The sequence below is a fragment of the Castellaniella hirudinis genome (assembly GCF_047468865.1).
GTDB classification, from domain to species: Bacteria; Pseudomonadota; Gammaproteobacteria; order Burkholderiales; family Burkholderiaceae_B; genus Castellaniella; species Castellaniella hirudinis_A.
The window spans coordinates 575,929-601,222 of sequence record NZ_JBLGTV010000001.1 but is presented as its reverse complement, the minus strand read 5'-3'; the positions used below and the strand labels follow the sequence as shown (position 1 = coordinate 601,222).

Genomic DNA, 25,294 nt, shown 5'->3' with positions numbered 1-25,294 from the left:
CTATAACGCGATCCGCTCGCCGCGCAGCGGGGGCGGCATGCGCCCCGGCCGCCCGGCCCGGCGTCAGCGGGGGGCCGGCGCGAACAGCGCGGCCCAGGCGCGGGTAATGTCCAGCATGCGGTTGGCGAATCCCCATTCGTTATCGAACCACAGCAGCAGATTGGCGAAGCGGCCATTGTTGACCCGCGTCTGGCCCAGATCGAGGATGACGGAATGCGGATTGTGGTTGAAGTCGATGGAGGCATGGGGCTGGCGCGTACAGGCCAGCAGCCCTGGATGCGCCCGGGCGGCCTCGTCCAGCAGGGCGTTCAGGGACTCTACCGTGGTGTCCTGCGCCAGATTGACGCTCAGGTCGATGGCCGAGACATTGAGGATCGGCACCCGGATGGCCTTGGCCTGGATTTTCCCGGCCAAGCGGGGCAGCAAGCGCTCGACCCCCTGCGCCAGGCCCGTGGAAACAGGCACGATGGACTGCATGGCCGAGCGGGTGCGGCGCAGGTCGGAATGATGATAGCCGTCGATCATGGGCTGGTCGTTCATCACCGAATGCAAAGTGGTCAGGTAGGCGCTTTCAACCCCCAGGCGCTGATCCAGCAGGTGCAGCACCGGCACCACGGCGTTGGTGGTGCAAGAGGCAGCCGACACAATGGTCTGATCCGCCGCCAGGGCGGCGTCATTGACGCCATGCACGATCGTGCAATCGACGTCGGCGGCGCTGTGCCCGGGGTTGGACACCAGCACGCGCGGGCAGCCCGCATCCAGAAACCCCTGCAAGGCGGCACGGCTACCATAGGCGCCCGAGCATTCCAGCAGCACATCCAGGCGCAGCGCGTGCCAGGGCACCCCCGCCGGTTCGCTGGCATGGAATATCTGGATATCCTGGCCCTGGACGCGCAAGCCATCGGCGAGGGTTTCCACCGGCACGGGAAACACCCCGTGCGTCGAATCGAAACGGGTCAGGTAGGCCATGGAATCCAGGTCGGCGGGCTCGTTGATGGCCACGACCTGGATGGCGGGATGGTGGGCGGACTCCATCAAGGCGCGCAGGAAGCAACGCCCAATTCGGCCGTAGCCATTGATTGCAAGACGCAGAGGACGAGACATGGACAGGATCAGGTGCGGGGTTGTGGCGACTGGTGCCGGGCGGCGCGGGATGGCGGGATGGCGACGGGGTCAGCCATGGAACCCGGCCACCACGTTGCGCGGCGTGTCGCGGCAAAACGCCTCGATGTTGTCGCAGACCTGGCGCGCCATGGCGTGGATGGCTTCCTGGCTGGCCCAGGCCACATGCGGCGTCAGGATGAAATTCGGGTAGGCCAGCAGCCGCATCAAGGGGTGATCGGGCGCCGGGGGTTCTTGGGTGGCCACATCGAAACCCGCGCCGCTGATCTGGCCGGTTTCCAGGGCGTTTTCCAGGGCGGATTCGTCCACCAGCCCGCCGCGCGCCGTGTTGATCAGCAGCGGTTTGCGATCCATCAGGGAAAACTCGTCAAAGCCGATCATGCCCCGGGTCTGGTCGTTCAGCGGGCAATGCAGGCTGATGACGTCGCTGCTGCGCAGCACGTGCGTAAAGGAGGTGTAGTCCTGGGCGGGCGAGCCATCGTCGCGGCGGGCGGCGAACTGCACCCGCATGTCGAAGGCCCGGGCGATTTCCGCCACGGCTTCGCCCAGCGCGCCCCGCCCGATGATGCCCAGGGTGGCGCCCGACAGGTCGCGGAGGGGAAAATCGAAATAGCAGAACTGGCCGCTGTCCTGCCAACGGCCCGCCGCGACCGACTGCCGGTAGGCCAGCAGGTTGCGGCGCAAGGCCAGGATCAGGGCAAACGTGTGCTCGGGCACCGTGTGCACGGCATAATCCCTGACGTTGGACACGATGATCCCCCGGCGGTTGCAGGCTTGCAAGTCGATGTTGTCCGTGCCCGTGGCGGCCAGGGCGATCATCCGCAGGCGCGGGGCCTGCTGCAGCATGGCGGCGGTCAGCCGAACCTTGTTGGTGACGACGATATCGGCATCCTGGATGCGGGCGACGGCTTCGTCGGCGGTGGTGCGGGCGTAGGACACCCATTCATGGGGCACGCCCGGAGAAGGGATTTCTATCGAGGCGGGCAAGGTGTCTCGATCCAGGAAAACAATGCGCAGCGTGTCCATGGCAACCTACTGTTTCGGTGAATAAACATTATTCAGGGAATCCCCTAGTCTACTCTACTCTCTTACATTCATCCGGCCCGGCGGCAGTGGTATAACAGCGATTGAATCCCCGATCTCATACAGGAGTCTCATGAAACTCTATTATTTCCCGGGCGCGTGCCCGCTGGTGACCCACATCGTGCTCGAATGGATTGGCCAGCCCTATGAAGCCGAACGCCTGACCCGCGAGCAGACCAAAGAACCCGCCTATCTGAAACTCAACCCCAGCGGGGCCGTGCCCACCTTGGTGGACGGCGATTTCGTGCTGACCCAAAGCGCCGCCATCCTGGATTACCTGGCCGAGCTGCACCCCGAAGCCCAGTTGATGGGCGACACCCCGAAAGCCCGCGCCGAGACACGGCGCTGGTTGAGCTTCTGCAACTCGGACATCCACCGCACGTTCGGCCTGGTGTTCGGCGCGCCGTATTTCAGCGGCGGCGACGACGCCATCGCCAAGGTTCTGGCCGCCAAGGCTGGTGAAAAACTGAAGAGCATGTTCGCCATCGCCAACGACCGCCTCAAGGGGCGCGATTGGCTCACCGGGCAGCGTTCGGTGGCCGATGCCTACCTGTTCGTCATGCTGATGTGGGCCGACGCCAAGCAAATCGCCCTGCCCGGCCTCGAAGACCTGCGCCGTTTCCAGCAGCGTTTGCAGGCCGACCCGGGCGTGCTGGCGGCGCTCAAGGCGCAATCGCTGATCTGAGCTGCGCGGGCGATGCCCGCTTGCTGCCCCCCCTGGGGGGGCGTTTTTGCCTTGGAGGCGGCCCGGCGGAAAAAAGGCCCCCCACGCTGCGCGGGCGATGCCCGCTTGCTGCCCCCCCTGGGGGGCGTTTTTGCCTTGGGGCGGCCCGGCGGCAAAAAACCCGGCGCCAAGGCCGGGTTTTTTGCCGTGAAGCGGGCCGTCAAGCCCCCAGATAGGCCTTGCGGACTTCGTCGTTGACCAGCAGGTTGGCCCCGGTGTCGGCCAGCACGACCTTGCCGGTTTCCAGCACGTAGCCGCGATCGGCGACCTGCAGGGCCTTGTTGGCGTTTTGCTCGACCAGGAACACCGTCACCCCTTCTTCGCGAATGGTGCGGATGATGTCGAAGATCTGCGCAATGATCAGCGGCGCAAGCCCCAGCGTGGGTTCGTCCAGCAACAACAGCTTGGGCCGGGTCATCAGTGCGCGGCCGATGGCCAGCATCTGCTGTTCGCCGCCGGACATCGTCCCGGCGCGCTGGTTGGCGCGTTCTTTCAGGCGGGGAAAAAGCTCGTAGACGTGATCCATGCTTTCTTCGGTCTGGATTTTATCCAGGAAGAAAGCGCCCATGTTCAGGTTTTCGGCCACCGTCAGGTCGGGAAAGACCCGGCGGCCTTCGGGCGAAATGGCGATGCCGCGCTGCATTACCGTGTGCGTAGGCTGTTCGGTGATGTCTTCGTCCATGAACGTGATGCGCCCCGAACGCGCCCGGGGATTGCCGCAGACGGTCATGAGCAGAGTCGTCTTGCCGGCGCCGTTGGCCCCGATCAAGGTCACGATCTCGCCCTGGTTGACCTCGACCGAAACATCGTTGAGCGCCTGGATGGCACCATAGAAGGTGCTGACGTTTTCCAGTTTGAGCACGGTTATTCCCCCAGATAAGCTTTGATGACGCGAGGGTCCGTGCGGACCTCATCGGGCAGGCCCGTCATGATGGGCTTGCCGTGTTCCATGACCAGGATGCGATCCGACACCCCCATGACCAGGCTCATGTCGTGTTCGATCAGCAGCACGGCCACGCCGTATTCCCGGCGCAGCTGGTCGATCAGGGCGGAAAGATCGCGTTTTTCCTGGGGATTGAGGCCGGCGGCGGGTTCGTCCAGCATCAACAGACGCGGCTGGGTGATCATGCAGCGCGCGATTTCCAGGCGCCGCTGGTGGCCATAGGCCAGATTGCCGGCTTCGCGGTTGGCGTACTGGCGGATATCCATGAAATCCAGCCATTCGACGGCGCGCTTTTTCGCATCGGCCTCGGAGTGCCGGAACGACGGCAGTTTCAGGATGCCTTTCAGCAGCCCGGTTTCCATCAGGGTGTGCTGGGCCACCAACAGGTTTTCCAGGACGGTCAGGTTCTTGAACAGGCGCACGTTCTGGAATGTGCGCACCAGGCCATGGCGCGCCACCTTGTGGCTGGGCAGGCCCCCGATGGGCTTGTCGTCCATCGAGATGTCGCCCGTCGTGGGCTTGTAGAACCCGCCGATGCAGTTAAAGACCGTCGTCTTGCCCGCCCCGTTGGGGCCGATGATGGCAAAGACCTCGTTTTTGCGGACATCGAATTCGACCTGGTCCACGGCCAGCAGGCCACCGAAACGCATGGTCAGCCCGCTGACTTTCAACAAAGATTCACTCATGATTCCAATTCCACTTGTGGGCGTTTCACCGGCAGCAGGCCCTGCGGGCGCCACACCATCATCACCACCATCACCAGGCCGAAGATCAGCATGCGGTATTCGGCGAATTCGCGGGCGATTTCAGGCACGACGGTCAGCAGAACCGCAGCCAGAATGACCCCCAGCTGAGAGCCCATGCCACCCAGCACCACGATCGCCAGAATCAGGGCGGATTCGATGAAGGTAAAGGATTCCGGGTTTACCAGGCCTTGGCGGGCGGCAAAAAACGCCCCGCCGAAACCGGCGAACATGGCCCCCATGGTAAAGGCCGAGAGCTTGATGTTGCGGGGATTCAGCCCCAGCGAACGGCAGGCGATCTCGTCTTCGCGCAGGGCTTCCCAGGCGCGCCCGATGGGCATGCGGATCAGCCGGCTGGTAAAGTACAGCGTAATCAGCACCAGCACCAGGGCCATCAGATACAGGTAGGTGACGACGTCCTGGCTGTTGAAGGCCCAGCCCATCATTTCGTGGAAGGTCTGGCCGCCGTCGGAGCTGCGGCGCGCCATCTCGTAGCCGAAGAAGGTGGGCTTGGGGATACCGGAAATCCCGTCGGGGCCGCCGGTGAGGCCATACAGATTGATGAGCATCAGGCGGATGATTTCGCCAAAGCCCAGCGTCACGATGGCGAGATAGTCGCCCCGCAGGCGCAGCACCGGGAACCCCAGAACGAAACCGAACAGGGCCGACACCAGCCCGGCGAACGGCAGGGCTTCCCAGAAACCCCAGCCGGCCCAATGGTACAGCAGCGCATAGGTGTAGGCGCCGGTGGCATAGAAGCCGACAAAGCCCAGATCCAGCAGCCCGGCGAAGCCGACCACGATGTTCAGCCCCAGCCCCAGCATGACGTAGATCAGCACCAGGGTGGCGATGTCGATCTGCGCCCGCCCGCTGAAGAACGGCCAGACGATGGCGAACAGCACCAGCACGATGATGGCGTTGTGGCGGGCCTTGTCCGTGAACGTGGGCCACTGGAAGCGCGGCGTGGTGCTTTTTTTGCGGTTGGCCCAGAAAGGACGCAGCATCTGCACGGCAAACACCAGCAGCATGCCGCCGATGATCATGGACCACTCGGGTTGCAGGTAGGTTTCCTGGCCCCTGCGCAAAATCTGCAGGCCATAGACCGGCGCAATGATGACGCCGGCCATGACGGCGGCAATCAGGGAGTTTTTCAGGTTTCGCATCATCAAACCTTTTCGACCTCGGGTTTACCCAACAGCCCCGTCGGACGGAACATCAGGATGAAGACCAGCAGCAAGAACGCGACAATGTCCTTGTACTGCGAAGAAATAAAGGCGGCGGCAAAGGTCTCGGCCAGGCCCAGCAATACCCCGCCCAGCATGGCGCCCGGGATGCTGCCGATGCCGCCCAGCACGGCGGCGGTAAAGGCCTTGATGCCGGCAATGAAGCCGATGAAGGGATTGAGTTTGCCGATGGCCAGCGCGATCAGCACCCCGCCCACGGCGGCCAGCATGGCGCCGATGACGAAGGTGAACGAGATGATGCGGCTGGTGTCGATGCCCAGCAGGTTGGCCATGTGCAGGTCTTGCGAGCAGGCCCGGGAAGCCTGGCCTGTGCGCGAGTATTTGATGAACAGCGTCAGCCCGATCATCATCAGCACCGTGACCAGGATGATCAGGATGCGCGAATAGGGCGCGGTGACGGAAAAGTCGCTGGAGCCGATCGTGAACTCGACGGAGCCGCTGATCAGGGCAGGCACGGCCATGTCGCGCGCGCCTTGGCCCGTGGCCACCCAGTTCTGCAGGAAAATCGACATCCCGATGGCGGAAATCAAGGGAACCAGGCGCGGGCTGTTGCGCAAGGGCGCATAGGCCACTTTTTCGACGGCATAGCCGTAGACGGCGGTCACCAGAACAGCGACGATCAGCATGGCCAGCACCATGACGGGCAGCGGTAAACCGCTGCCGACACCGATGGCGGACAGCGTGACCAGGCCGACATAGGCACCGATCATGTAAATTTCGCCGTGGGCGAAATTGATCATGCCGATGATGCCGTAGACCATGGTGTAGCCAATCGCAATCAGGGCATAGATGGCGCCCAGCGACAAGCCGTTGAACAGCTGTTGCGTCAATAGAGGAAGCAAGTCGGACATAATGGCAGGGGTCTTCTAGAGAACGGCCAGGCTTGCGGGCCTGGCCAGGAGTACGGGCCCCGGCGACTGCCGGGGCCGGCCGAACCCAATCAGGGTTGGATCTGGGTCATGTTGCCGTCGGCGTCCCACTGGAACACGGCAAATTCAAAGTGCTTCAGATCGCCCTTGGCATCGTAATCGACTTTGCCGATGGCGGTGTCGAAGCTGTTGCTGTGCATGTAGTCGGCGACTTTTTCAGGGTCGGCCCCCACGGCGTTGATGCTGTCGGCCAGCACCTGCATCGCGGCATAGGCCGTCATGGTGAAGGCGCCATCCGGGCTGCGGTTGTATTTCTTGAAGTCTTCAAGAATTTGCTCGTTGCCCTTGCGCTTGGTGAAGTCGGCCGGCAGCGTGACCAGCAGATGATCCACCGCGGGGCCCGCAATGGCGGCGAGATCCTTGTTGGCGACGCCCTCGGGGCCCATGAACTGGGTTTCCAGACCTTGTTCGCGGGCCTGGCGCAACAGCAGGCCGAGTTCGGGGTGGTAGCCGCCGAAGTAGATCAGATCGGGGCCCAGGGCCTTGAGCTTCGAGATGACGGCGGAATAGTCACTGTCGCCCACGTTGATGCCTTCGAACATGGCAATGTTGACGCCGTTGTCCTGCAGGGATTTTTGCACCTGGGAAGCCACGCCCGAGCCGTAGGTCTGCTTATCGTGCAGGATGGCGACTTTCTGGGGCTTGAGCTGCTTGGCGATGTATTCGGCGGCAAAGGGCCCCTGCTGGTCGTCCCGGCCGATGGTGCGGAAGAAGAAGTGCGGCTTGATGGTGTCGGTGACCAGCGGCGAGGTGGCGCCCGGGGTGATCGCCACGATGCCTTCTTGTTCATAGACGTTGACCGCCGGCACCGTGGTGCCGGAGCAGGCGTGCGCCACGGCGAACTTGGCGCCGGCGTTGATGACGCGGTTGGCGGCCGGCACGGCTTGTTTGGGTTCGCAGCCGTCGTCGATCAGCAGGGGCTCGATTTGCATGCCCTTGATGCCGCCGGCGGCGTTCAGGGCATCGATGGCGGTCAGCGCGCCCGCCTGAATCTGATCGCCATATTGGGTGTTGGGGCCGGTCATCGGCTGGGGAATGCCGATCTTCAGCGTGTCGGCATGTGCGCCGGCGGCCAGCGACAAGGCGCCAAACGCCAGAAGGACGGGGGTAATGCGCAGATTGAACTTCATTCGTAGTGTCTCCGGTAGAGGCGCCGCTGACCATGGGAAAGACCCGGTCGGGTCGGTGGCCAGGGGCGCCAAGCCTTGATTGTTGCTTCCGCCCTGAGCGGCAGGCGTATTCTGAAGGCTTCGCTTTGCGGTGTCACTACGGTTAATCCCTGATTTTTTGAAATTTCAGGGTTATTCTGGGGTGTTGGGGGTGGAAAACTCGCGGGCCAGCTGGGCCGCCCGCTGCGCCGCGGCCGCCACGGCCTGCGCAATGATGTTTTTTTGGTCGTGTTGCCGGAAAACATCCAGCGCGGCGGCGGTGGTTCCCCCCTTGGAGGTGACGCGCTCGCGCAAGATCGCCGGGCTGTCGGGCGACAGCATGGCCAATTGGGTGGCCCCGTGGAAAGTGGCCAGCGCCAATTGCCGCGCCTGATCGGCCGGCAGGCCGTGCTGCTTGCCGGCCTCGATCAGGGATTCGAGAAACAGGAAAACGTAGGCCGGCCCGCTGCCGGACACGGCGGTCACCGCGTCGATGGCGGCATCATCGGGCACCCAGAGGATGTCGCCCACCGCCCGCAGCAGGGTTTCGGCCAACTGGCGGTCGTCCGCGCCCACGGCGGGCAGCGCCATCATGCCGGTCATGCCGCTGGCGATCAGGGCCGGGGTATTGGGCATGCAGCGCACCACGTTTTCGTAGGGCGCGCCGGCTTCGCCCAGCCATTGGGCGATGGCCCGGCCGGGGATGCCCGCGGCGATGCTGACGATCAGCGTATCGGGCCGCAGCCAGGGCCGGCACTGCCGCACGACCTGCGGCATGAGCTGGGGCTTGACGGCAAAAAACCAGACGTGGCACCGGGACAGCCGTTCGTCCGGCGCGGCGGCCGTCGCCGTCCCCAGGGCTTCCCAGTGCGCGCGGGCCGTGTCGCCGGGATCGATGACGTGGACGTCGGCGGCCGCGCAACGCCGCCCGATCAGGCCGCTGGCCAGGGCGCTGGCCATGTTGCCGCCGCCGATCAGCGCTAAGGTGAGTTTTTTATCCATAGCATTGGATTGTAAAGGCATCCGCATGCAAAGACACCCCCGGATTTTTCACGGCTTCGAGCGGCGCGGGCGGCGGGTGAATTCAAACGGGCATCTATGATAAAAGTACGCCAGCAGCCGGAAAAAACCGCACAGGTTGAACAAAAACCAAGCCTGGCCGACAGGGATTGTCAAACCCGACATGAACTCGTCACAATGGCTATCTACAATCCCCGGCTGCCAGCCTCGGCGATTGACCGGGGAGACCACCAAGGAGAACCACATGGCATTTCCGTTTACTCGCACGACTGTCCTGGCCGCCCTGCTGGCCGCCATGGGTACGGCCCAGGCCGCCACTGACATTACATTCTGGCATTCGATGGAAGGCCCGCTGGGCGAACGCGTGGACGCCATCGCCAAGGACTTCAACGCCAGCCAATCGGACTACGTCGTCCACCCCGTCTACAAGGGCGCCTACGGCGAATCCATGAACGCCGGGATCGCGGCTTTCCGCGCGGGCAACGCGCCGGACATCCTGCAGGTCTTCGAAGTCGGGACCGCCACCATGATGTACGCCAAGGGCGCGGTGCAGCCGGTGCAGGCGCTGTCCGAACAAGTCGGCGACCCCATCGACCCCGGCACGTTTCTAGGGGCCGTGGGCGGCTACTACTCCTCCCCCGAGGGCAAGCTGGTTTCCATGCCCTTCAACAGTTCCACCCCGGTGCTGTACTACAACAAGGACGCCTTCAAAAAGGCCGGCCTGAACCCGGACGCGCCGCCCAAGATCTGGCCCGAGGTGGCCGAAGCCGCCCAGAAGCTGCGGGACGCCGGCCTGGAATGCGGTTATTCCACGGCCTGGCCGTCCTGGGTGCTGCTGGAAAACTTCGCCGCCTGGAACAACATCCCCTATGCTTCGCAGGACAACGGCTTCGGCGGCCTGGACGCCCGCCTGCTGCTGGACAGCGAACCCTTCAAAATGCACATGAATTTCCTGGCCGACATGGCCAAGGCGGGCCAATTCACCTACGGCGGCCGCGGCGACGCGGGCAATGCGCTGTTCACCTCCGGGAAATGCGGCCTGTACACCGGCTCCAGCGGGATGCGCGCCTCGATCATCAAAACCGGCCAGTTCGAATTCGGCACCAGCACCCTGCCCTATTACCCCGACCTGCCGGGCGCTCCCCAGAACTCCATCATCGGCGGGGCTTCCCTGTGGGTGTTCTCGGGCAAGTCCGACGCGGCCTATAAGGGGGTCATCCAGTTCTTCAAGTTCCTGGCCAGCCCCGAACAGGCCGCCGCCTGGCACCAAGGGACCGGCTATGTGCCCGTCACCAAGGCCGGCTACGAAGCCACCAAGGCCTCCGGCTTCTACGACAAAAACCCGGGCACCGAAGTCGCGGTTCAGCAGCTGAACGCGGACACCACGGCCAATTCGCGCGGGATTCGCCTGGGCTACCTGCCTCAGATCCGCGACATCGAGGACAACGTCATGGAACAAATCTTCGCGGGCAAGCTCTCGACCGAGGACGGCCTGAAGAAAATGACCACCGAAGGCAACGCCCTGCTGGAGCGCTTCGAGAAAAGCGTGAAATAAGCTCATGGAAAAGCGCGTCGTCTTCCGCCACCGCACCCTGCCCTGGCTGCTGCTGGCTCCCCAGCTGGCCATCACGCTGGTCTTTTTCTTCTGGCCGGCGGGCCAGGCCCTGTGGCAGTCGTTTCGCCTGGAAGACCCCTTCGGCCTGTCCTCCCAGTTCGTGGGGCTGGAAAACTTCGCCGATCTTTTCGCCAGCGCCGACTACCTGGCCTCGTTTCGCACGACGGCCTGGTTTTCCACCTGGGTGGCGTTCGGCGGCCTGGCGATTTCCCTGATCCTGGCCGTCATGGCGGATCGGGTGGTGCGGGGCGCCGCGCTTTACAAAACCCTGCTGATCTGGCCCTACGCCGTGGCCGCGGCCGTGGCCGGGGTGCTGTGGCTGTTTCTGTTTTCGCCGTCCGTCGGCATCCTCGCGGTCGCCATGATGGAGATCGGCCTGCACTGGAATCCCCGCCTCGACGGCGAGGACGCCATGGCCCTGATCGTCTTCGCGTCCATCTGGAAGCAGGTGTCGTATAACTTCCTGTTTTTCCTGGCCGGGCTGCAGTCGATTCCCAAATCCCTGATCGAAGCCGCCGCCATCGACGGCGCGGGGCCCGTGCGCCGCTTCTGGTCCATCGTCTTTCCTTTGCTCTCGCCCACCAGCTTCTTCTTGCTGGTCATCAATTTCATCTACGCCTTTTTCGACACCTTCGCGGTCATCGACGTCGTCACGCAGGGCGGCCCCGGGCGCGCCACCGACATCCTGGTCTACAAGGTCTACAATGCGGGCTTCAAGGGCCTGGATCTCGGTTCTTCCGCCGCGCAATCCGTCATCCTGATGCTGATCGTCATCGCCCTGACGGCCATTCAGTTCCGCTACGTCGACCGCAAGGTCAACTACTGACAGGGGGCGCAACCATGGTAGAACGTCGTCCCCTTCTTGATCTGGTTTGCCACGCCGTGCTGATCATCGGCGTGGCCGTGATCGCTTTCCCGCTTTACGTGGCTTTCGTGGCCTCCACCCAGACCGCCCAGGAAGTCGCCCAGGCGCCGATGTCGCTGATCCCCGGGCCGCATTTCTTCAGCAATTACTGGACCGTCCTGACCGGCAGCGCGCAAAACACCCCGCCGGTGGGGCGGATGCTGTGGATCAGCTCGTTCATGGCGCTGGCCATCGCCATCGGCAAGATTTTCATTTCGATGCTGTCGGCCTTCGCCGTGGTGTATTTCCGCTTTCCCTTGCGCATGCTGTGCTTCTGGATGATTTTCGTCACCCTGATGCTGCCCGTCGAAGTCCGCATCGCCCCCACCTATGCCGTGGTGGCCGACCTGGGCATGCTGAACAGCTACGCCGGCCTGACCCTGCCCCTGATCGCCTCGGCCACCGCCACCTTCCTGTTTCGCCAGTTTTTCCTGACCGTGCCCGACGAGCTCGTCGAGGCCGCCCGCATCGACGGGGCGGGCCCCATGCGGTTCTTCAAGGACGTGCTTTTCCCCCTGTCGCGCACCAGCATCGCCGCCCTGTTCGTCATCCAGTTCATCTACGGCTGGAACCAATACCTGTGGCCGCTGATCATCACCACCCAGGAAAACATGTATCCCGTGGTGGTGGGCATCCGGCGCATGATCGCCGGGGGCGACAGCGTCACCGAATGGAATCTCGTCATGGCCACGGCCCTGCTGGCCATGGTTCCGCCGGCCGCCGTCGTGATCTTGATGCAAAAATGGTTCGTCAAGGGCCTGGTCGACACAGAAAAATAGGATATTTGGCCCATATGACCACCCTGAGCTTTCGCAACGTCCGTAAAACCTACCCCGGCGGCGTGGCCGTCATCCACGGTATTTCCATGGAAGTCCACGATGGCGAATTCGTCGTCATCGTGGGGCCATCCGGCTGCGGGAAATCCACCCTGATGCGCATGGTGGCCGGCCTGGAATCCGTCACCGGCGGCGAGATCGCCATTGGCGACCGGGTGGTCAACGACCTCGAACCCGCCGAGCGCGACATCGCCATGGTGTTCCAGAACTACGCGCTCTATCCCCACATGAGCGTCTTCGACAATATGGCCTACGGCCTGAAGATCCGGCGCATGGACAAGGCCGAGATCCGCCGCCGCGTGGATGACGCCGCGCGCATCCTGGAGCTCGACCACCTGCTGGATCGCCGCCCCCGCCAGCTGTCGGGCGGACAGCGCCAGCGCGTGGCCATGGGGCGGGCCATTGTGCGCGACCCCTCGATTTTCCTGTTCGACGAGCCCTTGTCCAACCTGGATGCGAAGCTGCGGGTGCAGATGCGCCTGGAAATCCAGAAGCTGCACCAGCGCCTGAAAACCACCAGTCTGTACGTCACCCACGACCAGGTCGAGGCCATGACCCTGGCCCACCGCATGATCGTCATGAACCAGGGCGTCCCCGAGCAAATCGGCACGCCCGCTGAAGTCTTCGAGCGCCCCGCCACGGTGTTCGTGGCCAGTTTCATCGGCTCGCCGCCCATGAACCTGCTGCAAATCAGCCTGGACGCGCAAGGCCGGCCCCAGGGGCCGGACGGCCAGGCCCTGCCCGTGGCCGCGCCCGCCGCGGCCACGGGCGCCCGGCTGATTCTGGGGCTGCGTCCCGAACACCTGCGGCTGGGCGCCCCCGGCCTGCGGGTTCAGGTGGAGATGGTCGAAATCCTGGGTTCGGAGCAACTCATCCACGCCCGCTGGGGCGATCAGGGGCTGGTTCTGCGCTGCGGCGTGACGGACACCCGCGACCATCCGCCGCGCGCGGGCGACGTCCTGCAGCTTGGGCCCGACGGCCAGCATCCCGTCCATTGGTTCGACGCCGAAACCGGCCGCCGCATCGACGCCTGACCCATCAAGGTCGAAAATCGACGCCTGGCGCCCTCAAGGCCCGAAGGGCGTGGGGCGCGGGGTTTCGTCGGAGGACGGCGGCAGGATCGGCAGCACGATTTCCGGCTGCTTGCCAGTCAGGGATTTCAAAAACGCCACGATCTGGGCGTTTTCCTCTGCGCTGTAATGCCTGCCCAATTGCAGCCGGCCCATGATGTCAACGGCTTCGGTCAGGGTATTGACCGCACCGTCGTGAAAATACGGATAGGTCAGCTCGACATTGCGCAGGGTCGGCACCTTGAAGCTGAAACGATCCGCGTCCTGGCCGGTGACGGCTGAACGCCCTTGCGCCGGATTATCGGTCTGGTAGGGCTCGATCAGGCCCATTTTCTGGAAGGATCGCCCCCCGAGATTGGGGCCGTTGTGACAGGCGACGCAGCCGCTGGTCTTGAACAATTGGTAGCCGGCCAGGGCCTGATCCGACAGGGCCGTTTGGTCACCTTTCAGCCACAAGTCGAACGGAGCGTCCGGCGTCACCAGCACTTCTTCAAACGCCGCGATGGCGTCGGTGACTTCGCCGATGGTGATCTCCGGGGTGCCGTACACCTGTTTGAATTCATCCACGTAGTCGGGGATGGAGGCCAGCAGCGCAATGGCCAGTTCGTGGGTAAAGGCCATTTCCATGGGGTTGGCAATGGGGCCGCCGGCCTGTTCGCGCAAATCGCCCGCGCGGCCATCCCAGAACTGCGCCATGTTCAGGGACGAGTTCAGCACCGTCGGTGAATTGATCGGCCCCTGCTGCCATTTGTCGCCGATGGACGTGGCCAGGTTGTCCGAGCCGCCCGTGCTCAGGTTGTGGCAAGAATTGCATGAGATGAAGCCGGACTTGGACAGCCGGGGATCGAAGAACAGTTTTTTACCCAGCTCGATTTTTGCCGGGTCGCCCGCTGCCGGATAAGGGATGGGCGACACAGGCTCGTTCGTTTGGGCATGCAGGGCGCCTGCGCACCCCAGCGTCAGGGCCAGGACAAGTGCGCGGACATTGAAGCGTATCGTCATGTTTTTCTCCATCGACAAACGTGGGGGCCATCGGACAGGACACCCCAATAACCATATCGTTTATATGGTTATTAAGCAGATGGTAGGCGAAATGGACAAGACGGCGCTTGATCCAGCGCAAGGCTTGCAAGGACGCGGCGTCACCCGGGCGGCACCACGCAAAACACCCCAAAAATTGGATCGTGTCCAACTTTTGGGGTGCGGTTCGGATCGGCGTTTTTTCGGGCCTGCCGTCAGGCTGACGCGAACAGTCCCGAGGCCAAAGACCCCGGGCGGACACCGGATTTATTGATACACAGACTTATTGCCGTCGGCGTGCCAGGTGAAGACATCGAACTTGAACGCGTTGAGGTCGCCCTGTTTGTTCCAGGAGATATCGCCGATCGGGGTTTTGACGTCGTGGGCATGCAGCCAGGCGGCTACCTTGGACGGGTCGTCGGCGCCCGCGCCTTTGATCCCTGCGGCGATGGCATCCACGGCCGCGTAGGCCGTCATCTGGAAGGCGCCGCCCGCGTTGCGGCCCTTGGCCTTGAAGGCGTCGACGACGGCGGCATTGGCCGGGTCGGTGGTGAAGTCGGCGGGCAAGGTCACCAGCATGCCTTCGACGGCCGGGCCGGCGATGGCATTGATGTCGGGGTTACCCACGCCTTCGGGGCCCATGAATTTGGCCTGCAGGCCTTGTTCGGCGCCCTGACGCAGCAGCAGGCCCATTTCGGGGTGGTAGCCGCCGTAATAGACAAAGTCGGCGCCGGCGGATTTCAGTTTGGTGATGACGGCGGAATAATCGCTGTCGCCCGCGTTGATGCCCTCGAACAGCACGACCTTGACGCCGGCTTTTTCGAGGTCGTCCTTGACGGCGGACGCGATGCCCTGACCATAGGACTGCTTATCGTGCAGGACGGCCACGGCCTTGGGTTTGATCTTGTCGACGATGAACTCGGCGGCGGCGGGGCCTTGCTGGTCGTCGCGGCCGATGGTGCGGAAGATCATGTCGTAGTTCTTGCCGTCGGTGACGGCGGGCGACGTGGCCGACGGAGAAACCATGACCACGCCTTCGTTGTTGTAGACGGGGGCGGCGGCAATGGTGGCGCCCGAGCACACGTGCCCGACGACGTAGTGGATTTTTTCATTGACGACGCGGTTGGCGACGACTGGACCCTGTTTGGGTTCGCAGGCATCGTCGATCACGACGGCTTCGAGTTGATTGCCCAGCACGCCGCCATTGGCGTTGATGGTTTCGATAGCCGTGTCCACGCCCTCTTTGACCATATCGCCATACTGCGTCAGCGCCCCGGTATAAGGCCCCGCAATGGCGATCTTGATTGTGTCAGCGGTCGCCGCGGAAGACATCATCATGCCGGCGGCCAGCCCCAGAGCAGCAACCATCGGCGTCAAGCGAATGTTCATACAACCTCCTGTGAAAGACCCAGAAAGAATACACGAAACCCCCGCACCGTGGACCAACACCGATACGGGGGTTTTCCCCAAAAGCCGGCGAATCGCGGCCTCAAAGATGACTTATGCCAACAGGCTGCGCAGCATCCAGGCGTTTTTTTCGTGGATGTCCAGCCGCTGGGTGAGCAGATCGGCGGTGGGCTGGTCGTCGACCTTGTCGGCGCACTTGAAAGCGGTGCGCGCCGTCTTGGCCACGGCTTCGTTGCCGGCCATCAGAAGGCGGATCATCTCCTGGGCGTCGGGCACCGAGGTGGGTTCTTGGATGGAACTGAGCTGGGCGTATTCGGCATAGGTGCCGGGCGCATAATGACCCAGGGCGCGGATGCGTTCGGCGATGGCGTCCAGGGCCTGCCAGGTTTCAGTGTATTGATCCATGAACAGGTTGTGCAGCGTGCTGAACATGGGGCCGGTGACGTTCCAGTGGAAGTTATGCGTCATCAGATACAGCGTATAGGTATCGGCCAGGGTCTTGGAGAGCTCGGCTACGACGGCGGCGCGTTCTTTTTCGGACAGGCCGATGTCGATAGGCAGGCCGCTGGAAGGGGCCAGGGTTTTTTTCGAGCTGGATTTTTTCTCGGCTTTTGCCATGGAGGGCTCCCTGAGTGAGGTGACGACCTCAGAATAACACAGCGGGATAACCCTTAGAACACCCCATCGGGCAGAAAATCCGGCCGGGCACGCCGGCCGCCGGCGGCGCAGGCCGTGCTCAGGCCTCGGCGAGACTGGTTTCGATGGCGTCATCCAGCCAGGTCACCCCGGGCATGCCGCAATGACGCACCGCCTGAGCCAGGGCTTCGATGGCGGCCAGGCGCGGGAAGCTTTTGCGCCAGATCAGAACCACGCGGCGATCCGGCACGGGCGCGGCAAACGGAATGAAGCGCAACAGCTTGCCTTCGTCGCCCTGCACGCCGAGGGCGCTGGCCGGCATCACCGTGATGCCGATGCCCGCCGCCACCATATGGCGGATGGTTTCCAGGGACGACCCCTCGAAGGTGCGCTGAATGCCTTCGCTCGATGCCGAATAGCGCGACAGCTCGGGGCAGACTTCCAGCACCTGATCGCGGAAACAATGCCCCGCGCCCAGCAGTAGCATGGTTTCTTCTTTCAGGCGTTTGGAGGCGATGTGTTTTTCACGCGCCCAGGGATGGTCGTGCGGCAGCGCGACGTAAAACGGCTCGTCGTACAGGGCGCATTGGGCCAGGCCGGTGTCCGGCAAGGGCAAGGCCACGATGGCGCAGTCGATCTCGCCCTGGCGCAGGAGTTCCAGCAGGCGCGACGTATAGTTTTCCTGCAGCAGCAGGGGCATCTGCGGGGTGCGCCGGATTTGCTCGGGCACCAGGTGGGGCAGCAGATAGGGCCCGACGGTGTAGATCACCCCGACACGCAGCGGCCCTTCCAGCGGATCATGCCCCTGGCGCGCGATTTCCCGCAGGTTGGCGGCTTCCTCCAGGACGCGCTGGGCCTGGGCAACCACCCGCAGGCCGATCGGCGTGATGCCGATTTCCGCGCCGCCGCGCTCGAACAGCACGATATCCAATTCTTCTTCCAGCTTGCGGATGGCGACCGACAGGGTCGGCTGGCTGACGAAACAGGCCTCGGCCGCGCGGCCAAAATGGCGTTCCCGGGCAACCGCCACGATGTATTTCAGTTCGGTCAGGGTCATGAGGGTTCCTTGTGACTTGGGCCGGCGCGGCTTCAGCTGCGTAAATATTGCGTGGCGCCGGCCAGCCAGCGCTGCTGGTGGGCGCGGGCCTGATCGGGAAAATCCGCGCCGAGCCAGGCGGCGGCTTCGCGCGCCTGTTCGAGCAGCGACTCGTCTTGGCCGAGGTCGGCGAAACGCAAAACCGCCTGGCCGGATTGGCGCAGGCCCAGCAGTTCGCCGGGGCCGCGCTGGGCCAGATCGCGTCGGGCGATTTCAAATCCATCCGTGGTTTCGTACATGGCGCGCAGGCGTTCGCGCGCCACCATCGACAGCGGCGGCTGATACAGCAGCACACAAGTGGATTCTTTCGGGCCGCGCCCTACCCGCCCGCGCAACTGGTGCAGCTGGGCCAGGCCGAAGCGTTCGGCATGCTCGATCACCATCAGGCTGGCATTGGGCACGTCCACGCCCACCTCGATGACAGTTGTGCTGACCAGCAGATTCAGGGCACCGTCGCGAAACGCGTCCATGGTGGCGGATTTTTCCTGTGCCGACAGCCGCCCGTGCATCAGGCCGATCGACAAGTCCGGCAGGGCCTGGCACAGGTGCGACCATGTATCGACGGCGGTTTGCAGTTGCAGGGCTTCGCTTTCCTCGACCAGCGGGCAGACCCAGTATGCCTGCTGCCCCTGGCGGATGGCGGCGGCCACGTGGGCGATGAGTTCTTCGCGGCGCAGATCGGAAAACAGGCGGGTGCGCACGGGCGTCCGGCCGGGCGGAAGTTCATCCAGCACCGAAACGTCCATGTCGGCGAAAAAGGCCATGGCCAGCGTGCGGGGAATCGGTGTGGCGCTCATGCTGAGTTGGTGCGCGACGCAGGCTTCCTGATCCCCTTTGCGGCTGAGTGCCAGGCGCTGGCCCACGCCGAAGCGGTGCTGCTCGTCGCTGATCACCAGCCCCAGGGAATGAAACCGCACTTTGTCCTGGATCAGCGCCTGGGTGCCGACGGCCAGGCGGGCGGCGCCGGTTTCAATGGCTTGCAGGGCCTGCCGCCGCTGGGCGGCGGGCATGGCGCCGGCCAGCCAGGCGATGTCCGCGCCCAGGGGCGAAAACCAATCGGAAAATTTGCGCCACAACTGTTCGGCCAGCAGCTCGGTGGGGGCCATGACGGCCACTTGCACCCCGGCGTCCATCGCCCGGGCCGCCGCCATGGCGGCCACCAGGGTCTTGCCGCTGCCCACATCGCCTTGCAGCAGGCGGTGCATCGGATGGGGCTGGGCCAGATCGGCCAGGATTTCGGCGATGGCTTTCTCTTGGGCCGCCGTCGGGGCGAAGGGCAGCCGCGCCCGCAGGCCCGCCAGCAGATTGTTTTCGCCGATCAGGGCCTGGCCGCGCTGCGCCCGGCGCGCGGCGCGCGCGTCCGCCAGGGCCAATTGCTGGGCCAGCAGTTCGTCGAACTTGATGCGCCGCCAGGCGGGATGGCCGTGTCCGGTCAGCAAATCCAGGGAAATATCCGGCCCGGGATGATGCAAGGTGCGCAGCGAGGCCTCGAAATCGGCCAGTTGATAGGCTTGGCGCACCGCCGCCGGCAGGGTATCGCGCAAATCGGCCTGATCCAGCGCCTGGGCAATGGCCTTGCGCAGGCTGGGCTGGGACAGCCCCTGCGTGGTGGGATAGACCGGCGTCAGGGTGTCGGGCAGCGGCGCGCCGGGTTCGGTCACCTGCGGATGGATGATTTCCGGCCCTTGGTAGCCCATGCGGATTTCGCCGCGCACCCGCACCCGCCGCCCGGCCCGCAGGCGGGCCTGCTGGCCCGGGTAGCAATGCAGCCAGCGCAAGTGCAGTTGTCCCGTGTCGTCGGCCAGCAGGGCCTGCAGTTCGCGGCGCGGCTGCTGCAGCATCTGGCTGTGCAGGATTTCGCCTTCGAACAAGGCATGCGTGCCGACGCGGGCCTGCGCCAGCGGGGTGATCCGGGTTTCGTCCAGGTAGCGCAACGGCAGGTGCACAATGAAGTCGGCCGTCGTGCGCAAACCCAGCCGCTCGAAAAGACGAGCCTGCTGGGGCTTGCTGGTGGAAGATCGGGGCCGCCCTGCCGACTGCGTGCCGGTCGCCGCAGCAGACATGAAGGATAGGGGTCGGGTTGGATCAGAGCGCCAGAATGGCCTCGACCTCGAATTGGGCGCCCTTGGGCAGGCTGGCCACCCCGATGGTGGAGCGCGCCGGGTACGGCTGAGGGATGATTTCGGCCATGATGGCGTTGGCGCTGGCGAACTTGCTGAGATCGGTCAGGAACAGGGTCAGCTTGACGACGTTGTCCAATGTGCCGCCGGCGGCTTCGATGACGGCCTGCATATTGGCGAAAGACTGGCGCACCTGGCCTTCGAAGTTCTCGGAAACGAGTTCACCCGTGCCGGGTTCGAGGCCGATCTGGCCGGACAGGAAAACCAACCGGCCCGCGGCCGCGCTGACCGCCTGGGAATACGGGCCGACCGCCGCCGGCGCCTTGTCGGTGTGGATGATTGCTTTGCTCATGAGGGGAATTCCTGAAAGGGAAGGGATAACTATCGGATTCTACCGGTCAATAGCAAATAATAAAAGATCCCCGGTTTTTGAAGACCCCTTATTTTTCGGCGAAGGCGCGTTCGTAGACGTAGTCGCCGGGCTCGCCCACCCCGGGAGACACCACGAAGCCGCGCGCGTCCAGCATCGCCCGGATATCCGTCAGCATGGCGGGGCTGCCGCAGATCATGGCGCGGTCGGTGGCGGGGTCCAGCGGCGGCAGGCCGATGTCCTCGAACACCCGGCCGCTTTCGACCAGCGTGGTCAGGCGGCCCTGGCGCACGTAGGGTTCGCGGGTGACAGTGGGGTAATAAACCAGTTTTTCGCGCACCATCTCGCCCAGGTATTCGTCCTGCGGGAGTTCTTCGGTGATGTAGTCGGCGTAGGCCAGTTCGCTGGTAAAGCGCACCCCGTGCATCAGGATGACTTTTTCGAAGCGGTCGTAGACGCCGGGGTCTTTGATGATGCTGAGAAACGGCGCCAGCCCCGTGCCCGTGGCGAACAGGTACAGGTGCTTGCCGGGTTTCAGGTCGTCCACGACCAGAGTGCCCACGGGTTTCTTGCTGACCAGGACGGCATCGCCGGGCTGCAGGTGTTGCAGCCGCGAGGTCAGCGGCCCGTTGGGAACCTTGATGCTGAAGAATTCGAGGTTTTCTTCGTGGTTGGCGCTGGCGATGCTGTAGGCGCGCATCAGGGGCTTGCCTTCGACCTCCAGGCCCAGCATGACAAAATGCCCGTTGTGGAAACGCAGGCCGGGGTCGCGGGTGGTTTTAAACGAAAACAGCGTGTCGTTCCAGTGATGCACGCTAAGGACTTGCTCGGAAATAAAGGCGGCCATGTCGGGAAAATAAAAAACAGACGATACCCGTATGGTAAGGCGAAGAATGCCTGATACAAGACCAAAGCGGGCGCACTGCGGGGATTTGCTTGATTTGGCTCAAGGGGGACCGATTTACCGCACTGATCAGCAGCCACACGAACCACTAAAAATTTTAAGCAAATCAGTCTATTGTACCCAGATCGTCCGGGTTTGGTCGACCCCTCGGGGCGGTTTCGTCCAAGCCCAGGGTCTGGCATTTGCGGGTCAAGGTATTGCGCCCGATCCCCAGCAGCGCGGCGGCCTGCCCCCGATGGCCGCGGGTGTGGCGCAGGGCCTGGCGCAAGACCACCCGGTCGAAATCGTTGCGGAAGCAGTCGTAGAGGGCCGGATCGGCCTGCCGCAGATGCGCCGCCAGCCGGGCGCCCAGGGCCTGTCGCCAGTCGGCGGCCTGTGCCGCCCCGCCCTCGCCCCCGACGGCCGGCGGGATCGGCGGCCCCGCGGTGGGCCGGGCCGCGGGCGCATCGGGCATGCTACTCGGCGCCGCATCAGACATGCCATCCAGCGTCGCATCGAACATGCCATTCGGCGCCGCATCGGGCGAGCCGTCCGCCGGCGCATCGGACAGACCGTCTGACGTCGCCAAGCCTTCGAGCAATTCGGGCGGCAGATCCTCGACCCGCACCCAGGCATCCCGGCACATGACGGTCAGCCACTGGCAGATGCTTTCCAGCTGGCGGATGTTGCCCGGGTAGTCGAACCGCCGCAGGGCCCGCAGCGCCTCGGGACTGAGCACCCGCGCGGGCACCTGCAGCTGTTGCGCGGCCTGCCGCAGAAACAGCAGGGTCAGCGGCTCGATGTCTTCGCGCCGCTGGCGCAGCGGCGGCAGGCGCAGACGGATGACATTCAGGCGATAGAACAAATCCGCCCTGAAGCGGCCCTCCCTGACCCGGTCTTCCAGCGGCTGATGGGTGGCCGCCACGATCCGCACGGCCACCTTGATGGGGCGGCTGCCTCCGACCCGGTAGAAGCTGCTCTCGGACAAGACCCGCAACAGGCGCGTCTGCAGTTCGGCGGGCATGTCGCCGATTTCGTCCAGGAACAGCGTCCCGCCGTCGGCTTCCTCGAAGCGGCCCCGGCGCATCTGGACGGCCCCCGTGAACGCGCCCCGTTCATGGCCAAAGAGTTCCGCTTCAAGCAAATCGCGCGGGATGGCCGCCGCATTGACCGCGATGAACGGGCCGGCCGCCTGGCGGCTGTGCTGGTGCAGGGCGCGCGCGATCAATTCTTTGCCGGTGCCGGATTCGCCGGTGATCAGCACGGTCGCGGCGGATCGCGCCAAGCGGCCGATTGCGCGAAAGACTTCCTGCATGACCGGCGCGTCGGAACGAAGCGGCAGGCCGGCGGGCATGGGGCCCGGACGCGGCGCGGGCGGCGGGCGCCGGGGCGGCGCCCCGGCGGCGCGGGCGGCCAGGGGCAGGCCGCGATCGGCCGAAGCGCCGGGGCCGGCGGCCTGCGCGGAACCGTTGTCCGCCGCGCGCGCAATCAGGGCCAAGGCGGCTGCGACATCGAAGGGCTTGGCCAGATAGTCGAACGCGCCCTGCGCGAACGCCGCCACCGTGGTGTCCAGATCGGTATACGCCGTCATCAGGATCACCGGCAGGTCGGGCAGATGCGCCCGGATGCGGGACAACACCTGGAAGCCATCCAGGCCCGGCATGCGCACGTCGGACACGACCAGCGCCGGCGCGCGCGCATCCTCGATGGAGGCTAAGGCTTCGACGGTCTGAACCAGGGCATTGCCGTCGGTGAAGCAGCGCACCGGCCAGCCCGCCTTGTCCAGAGCTTTTTCCAGCACCCAGCGCATGCCCGGGTCGTCGTCCAGTATCCAGATCGATTTCATGCGACATCCAACGGCAGCAGGAAACGAAATTCGGTGCGCCCGGGCCGCGAATCGAATTCAAGCAGACCGCCATGCCGCTGCAGGCAGGCTTTTGCGAGACTGAGCCCCAGGCCGGCGCCCCGCGCCCGCCCGGTGACCAGCGGATGAAACAGCTTGTCCCGCAGCCCCGGGGGAATCCCCGGGCCGTTGTCGGCCACGGCCAGCATCAGCCCCAGCCGGTGCTGGCCGTGCAACAGCACCGGCTGATGCAGGATGCGGGTGCGCAGCCGCACAGTGGGCGCCTGCACATGATCCGCCTCGGTCAGGGCCTGGGCGGCATTGCGCGCCACATTCAGCAGGGCCTGCAGCAGACGGTCGCGGTCGGCGTGGATTTCCGGCACGGAGGTGTCGTAGTCCCGGGCCAGCGCCAGCCGGGGGCCGAATTCCAGCTCGATCAGGGCCAGGACTCTTTCGCAGATTTCATGCACATTGAACAGGCCGGGCTCGAAGTCCAGGCGTTGCGGCGACACCAGACGATCCACCAGATCCGCCAGGCGGTCGGCCTCTTGGATGATGACTTGCGTGTAGTCGTGCAAATCCGCGCGCGGCAGCTCCATTTCCAGCAATTGGGCGGCCGCCCGCAGGCCGGCCAGGGGATTGCGGACTTCATGAGCCAGATTGCGCAGTGTCTCGTGCTGCGCGGCCTGTTCGGCCACGTCCTGCAAGCGATCGTCATAGCGCGCCCCGTGGTGCACGGGGATTTCCAGGAGCCAGGCCCAGGGGGGCTGGGACAGCGGCGTCTTCAGGACGCTGCGGCAGCCGCGCAGATAGGGCGCGGCCGCCTGCCCGTCCAGCTGCCTGCGGGACACGCCCAGCAAGGTTTCCGCCGCGCCGTTGGCGTAGCGGATGCCGCCGGACTCGTCCAGCAGCAAGACTGCGGTCTGCAGTGTTTCGAAGCTGAACGGATCCATCGGTGCGGCTACAGGGTGTAGTACAGATCGAATTCCACCGGATGCGGGGCCACCCGCAGGCGGTCGAGCTCGTTGGCCTTGAGGTCGAGATAGGCATCCAGCAGATCATTGCTGAACACCCCGCCCCGGGTCAGGAACTCGCGATCCCGATCCAGCGCTTCCAAGGCCTGTTCCAGGGACACGCACACGGTCGGGATCTTCGCGTCTTCCTCGGGCGGCAGATCGTACAGGTTCTTGTCCGCGGGATCGCCGGGGTGAATCTTGTTCTGCACCCCGTCCAGGCCGGCCATCATCAGGGCCGAGAAGGCCAGGTAGGGGTTGGCCAGCGGATCGGGAAAACGGGCTTCGACCCGCCGCGCCTTGGGATTGCTGACGTAGGGGATGCGGATGGAAGCCGAGCGGTTGCGCGCCGAATAGGCCAGCTTGACCGGGGCTTCATAGTGCGGCACCAGCCGCTTGTAGGAATTGGTGCCGGGGTTGGTGATGGCGTTGAGCGCGCGCGCGTGGTGGATGATGCCGCCGATGTAATACAGGGCGAACTCGGACAAGCCGCCGTAGCCATTGCCCGCGAACAGGTTCTGGCCGTCTTTCCAGATGGACTGGTGCACATGCATGCCCGAGCCATTGTCGCCCACCACCGGCTTGGGCATGAAGGTGGCGGTCTTGCCGTACACGTGCGCCACGTTGCGGATCACGTATTTCATGATCTGCGTCCAGTCGGCGCGTTGCACCAGGGTAGAAAAGCGCGTGCCGATTTCCAGCTGGCCGCAGTTGCCGACCTCGTGGTGGTGGATTTCCACCGGCACGCCCATTTGCTCCATCAGCAGAGACATTTCCGAGCGCATGTCGGCAAAGGAATCAATCGGCGGGACCGGCACATAGCCGCCCTTGACCGCGGGCCGGTAGCCCAGGTTGGTGCCGTTGGCGTCGTCCGCGTTCGACCAGGCGCCTTCATTGGAATGGATTTTGACGAAGCTGCCCGACATGTCGGCTTTCCAGCTGATGCCGTCGAAGACGAAGAATTCGGGCTCCGGGCCGAAATAGGCGGTATCCCCCAGGCCGCTGGATTTCAGGTAGGCCTCGGCGCGGCGCGCCAGCGAGCGCGGATCCCGGTCGTAGCCCTTGAGATCGGACGGTTCGACCACGTCGCACGTGAGGATCAAGGTGGCTTCTTCGCGGAAAGGATCCATGCGCGCGGTCGCGGCATCGGGGATCAGCACCATGTCCGAGGCTTCGATGCCTTTCCAGCCAGGCAGGGACGAGCCGTCGAACGCCACGCCGGATTCCATGCGATCCTCGTCGACCAGGCTGGCGGGCACGGTCAGGTGGTGTTCCCGGCCCAGGGTATCGGTAAAGCGGAAATCCACGAAGGCGACTTCGCGCTCGGCAATCAACTGAACAACATTTTCGGGGGTGGACATGTGGGCTCCTGCGCCAAAATTGAATCCATAATCGTTGAAAGCATGCGGATCGGGGCGACCCGGGTGAAGTGGAAGCCGATTGGCCCCGAGACCGGAGAACACCGATCCGTCCACGGCGGGGCACGCCCGATCCGCATGCGCTTGCAGAACATCAAGCAAAGAGC

The 25,294-nt window shown here is 64.4% G+C and carries 24 protein-coding genes; 5 read left to right on the top strand and 19 right to left on the bottom strand.

Features of this window, described 5'->3' with window-relative positions; translation table 11 throughout:
* Positions 1 to 63: 63 nt before the first annotated feature.
* On the bottom strand, positions 64 to 1,104 hold the full coding sequence (locus ACMHYJ_RS02895) for a type I glyceraldehyde-3-phosphate dehydrogenase (protein ID WP_414244689.1): 1,041 nt from the start codon (positions 1,102 to 1,104) through the stop codon (positions 64 to 66).
* A 69-nt stretch (positions 1,105 to 1,173) separates the two neighbouring features.
* Positions 1,174 to 2,139 carry a D-2-hydroxyacid dehydrogenase gene (locus ACMHYJ_RS02890; RefSeq protein WP_414244839.1) on the bottom strand — a complete coding sequence of 322 codons (966 nt, stop codon included), beginning with the start codon at positions 2,137 to 2,139 and terminating at the stop codon, positions 1,174 to 1,176.
* Positions 2,140 to 2,278: 139 nt separating this feature from the next.
* Between ACMHYJ_RS02890 and ACMHYJ_RS02885 the strand changes: the two genes are divergently transcribed.
* Positions 2,279 to 2,890 (top strand): glutathione S-transferase family protein, encoded by a 612-nt coding sequence (locus tag ACMHYJ_RS02885; protein ID WP_414244688.1) that lies wholly within the window; start codon positions 2,279 to 2,281, stop codon positions 2,888 to 2,890.
* 199 nt (positions 2,891 to 3,089) lie between these two features.
* Here ACMHYJ_RS02885 and ACMHYJ_RS02880 read toward each other — a convergent pair whose 3' ends face one another.
* The 7 genes from ACMHYJ_RS02880 to ACMHYJ_RS02850 form a co-directional block, all read right to left on the bottom strand.
* Positions 3,090 to 3,791 carry an ABC transporter ATP-binding protein gene (locus ACMHYJ_RS02880; protein WP_414244687.1) on the bottom strand — a complete coding sequence of 234 codons (702 nt, stop codon included), beginning with the start codon at positions 3,789 to 3,791 and terminating at the stop codon, positions 3,090 to 3,092.
* Between the two features lie 2 nt (positions 3,792 to 3,793).
* On the bottom strand, positions 3,794 to 4,558 hold the full coding sequence (gene livG, locus ACMHYJ_RS02875) for a high-affinity branched-chain amino acid ABC transporter ATP-binding protein LivG (protein WP_414244686.1): 765 nt from the start codon (positions 4,556 to 4,558) through the stop codon (positions 3,794 to 3,796).
* Entirely contained in the window at positions 4,555 to 5,781 is a 1,227-nt protein-coding gene (locus ACMHYJ_RS02870) for a high-affinity branched-chain amino acid ABC transporter permease LivM (protein WP_414244685.1), read from the bottom strand. The genes livG and ACMHYJ_RS02870 overlap by 4 nt, the downstream gene beginning before the upstream one ends.
* Positions 5,781 to 6,710 carry a high-affinity branched-chain amino acid ABC transporter permease LivH gene (gene livH, locus ACMHYJ_RS02865; protein ID WP_414244684.1) on the bottom strand — a complete coding sequence of 310 codons (930 nt, stop codon included), beginning with the start codon at positions 6,708 to 6,710 and terminating at the stop codon, positions 5,781 to 5,783. The genes ACMHYJ_RS02870 and livH overlap by 1 nt, the downstream gene beginning before the upstream one ends.
* Before the next feature lie 89 nt (positions 6,711 to 6,799).
* Positions 6,800 to 7,918, bottom strand: coding sequence for a high-affinity branched-chain amino acid ABC transporter substrate-binding protein (locus ACMHYJ_RS02860; protein WP_414244683.1), 1,119 nt, complete (start codon positions 7,916 to 7,918; stop codon positions 6,800 to 6,802).
* 171 nt (positions 7,919 to 8,089) lie between these two features.
* Complete coding sequence (gene proC, locus ACMHYJ_RS02855) at positions 8,090 to 8,938, bottom strand: pyrroline-5-carboxylate reductase (protein WP_414244682.1); 849 nt, start codon at positions 8,936 to 8,938, stop codon at positions 8,090 to 8,092.
* Between the two features lie 48 nt (positions 8,939 to 8,986).
* On the bottom strand, positions 8,987 to 9,202 hold the full coding sequence (locus tag ACMHYJ_RS02850) for a hypothetical protein (protein ID WP_414244681.1): 216 nt from the start codon (positions 9,200 to 9,202) through the stop codon (positions 8,987 to 8,989).
* On the opposite strand from ACMHYJ_RS02850, the gene ugpB reads away from it, so the two are divergent.
* From ugpB to ACMHYJ_RS02830, 4 genes are read left to right on the top strand one after another with little or no spacing between them, the layout of a single operon-like run.
* Positions 9,201 to 10,511 (top strand): sn-glycerol-3-phosphate ABC transporter substrate-binding protein UgpB, encoded by a 1,311-nt coding sequence (gene ugpB / locus ACMHYJ_RS02845; protein ID WP_414244680.1) that lies wholly within the window; start codon positions 9,201 to 9,203, stop codon positions 10,509 to 10,511. The two genes, ACMHYJ_RS02850 and ugpB, sit on opposite strands and share 2 nt — an antisense overlap.
* Before the next feature lie 4 nt (positions 10,512 to 10,515).
* Entirely contained in the window at positions 10,516 to 11,397 is an 882-nt protein-coding gene (gene ugpA / locus ACMHYJ_RS02840) for a sn-glycerol-3-phosphate ABC transporter permease UgpA (RefSeq protein ID WP_414244679.1), read from the top strand.
* A gap of 14 nt (positions 11,398 to 11,411) precedes the next feature.
* Positions 11,412 to 12,254 carry a sn-glycerol-3-phosphate ABC transporter permease UgpE gene (gene ugpE, locus ACMHYJ_RS02835; protein ID WP_414244678.1) on the top strand — a complete coding sequence of 281 codons (843 nt, stop codon included), beginning with the start codon at positions 11,412 to 11,414 and terminating at the stop codon, positions 12,252 to 12,254.
* Between the two features lie 14 nt (positions 12,255 to 12,268).
* Positions 12,269 to 13,345 (top strand): sn-glycerol-3-phosphate import ATP-binding protein UgpC, encoded by a 1,077-nt coding sequence (locus ACMHYJ_RS02830; protein WP_414244677.1) that lies wholly within the window; start codon positions 12,269 to 12,271, stop codon positions 13,343 to 13,345.
* Between the two features lie 33 nt (positions 13,346 to 13,378).
* On the opposite strand, the gene ACMHYJ_RS02825 is transcribed toward ACMHYJ_RS02830, so the two are convergent.
* From ACMHYJ_RS02825 to glnA, 10 genes are all read right to left on the bottom strand, one after another.
* Entirely contained in the window at positions 13,379 to 14,383 is a 1,005-nt protein-coding gene (locus ACMHYJ_RS02825) for a cytochrome-c peroxidase (RefSeq protein WP_414244676.1), read from the bottom strand.
* A 285-nt stretch (positions 14,384 to 14,668) separates the two neighbouring features.
* A complete protein-coding gene (locus ACMHYJ_RS02820; protein ID WP_414244675.1) occupies positions 14,669 to 15,790 on the bottom strand; it encodes a high-affinity branched-chain amino acid ABC transporter substrate-binding protein in 1,122 nt (373 codons plus the stop codon).
* 111 nt (positions 15,791 to 15,901) lie between these two features.
* Positions 15,902 to 16,426: a Dps family protein gene (locus ACMHYJ_RS02815; protein WP_414244674.1), complete on the bottom strand. Its 525-nt coding sequence runs from the start codon at positions 16,424 to 16,426 to the stop codon at positions 15,902 to 15,904.
* Positions 16,427 to 16,544: 118 nt separating this feature from the next.
* The gene (locus tag ACMHYJ_RS02810) at positions 16,545 to 17,501 is read right to left on the bottom strand and encodes a LysR substrate-binding domain-containing protein (RefSeq protein ID WP_414244673.1); all 957 of its coding nucleotides are present in this window, start codon (positions 17,499 to 17,501) and stop codon (positions 16,545 to 16,547) included.
* Positions 17,502 to 17,533: 32 nt separating this feature from the next.
* Complete coding sequence (gene recG / locus ACMHYJ_RS02805) at positions 17,534 to 19,603, bottom strand: ATP-dependent DNA helicase RecG (protein ID WP_414244672.1); 2,070 nt, start codon at positions 19,601 to 19,603, stop codon at positions 17,534 to 17,536.
* A gap of 22 nt (positions 19,604 to 19,625) precedes the next feature.
* Complete coding sequence (locus tag ACMHYJ_RS02800; RefSeq protein ID WP_414244671.1) at positions 19,626 to 20,012, bottom strand: Rid family detoxifying hydrolase; 387 nt, start codon at positions 20,010 to 20,012, stop codon at positions 19,626 to 19,628.
* An 88-nt stretch (positions 20,013 to 20,100) separates the two neighbouring features.
* A complete protein-coding gene (locus ACMHYJ_RS02795; RefSeq protein WP_414244670.1) occupies positions 20,101 to 20,877 on the bottom strand; it encodes a ferredoxin--NADP reductase in 777 nt (258 codons plus the stop codon).
* Between the two features lie 163 nt (positions 20,878 to 21,040).
* The gene (locus tag ACMHYJ_RS02790; protein WP_414244669.1) at positions 21,041 to 22,759 is read right to left on the bottom strand and encodes a sigma 54-interacting transcriptional regulator; all 1,719 of its coding nucleotides are present in this window, start codon (positions 22,757 to 22,759) and stop codon (positions 21,041 to 21,043) included.
* Positions 22,756 to 23,709, bottom strand: a complete 954-nt coding sequence (gene glnL / locus ACMHYJ_RS02785; RefSeq protein WP_414244668.1) for a nitrogen regulation protein NR(II) — start codon at positions 23,707 to 23,709, stop codon at positions 22,756 to 22,758. The genes ACMHYJ_RS02790 and glnL overlap by 4 nt, the downstream gene beginning before the upstream one ends.
* An 8-nt stretch (positions 23,710 to 23,717) precedes the next feature.
* Positions 23,718 to 25,130, bottom strand: a complete 1,413-nt coding sequence (glnA, locus tag ACMHYJ_RS02780) for a type I glutamate--ammonia ligase (protein ID WP_414244667.1) — start codon at positions 25,128 to 25,130, stop codon at positions 23,718 to 23,720.
* Positions 25,131 to 25,294 lie beyond the last annotated feature (164 nt).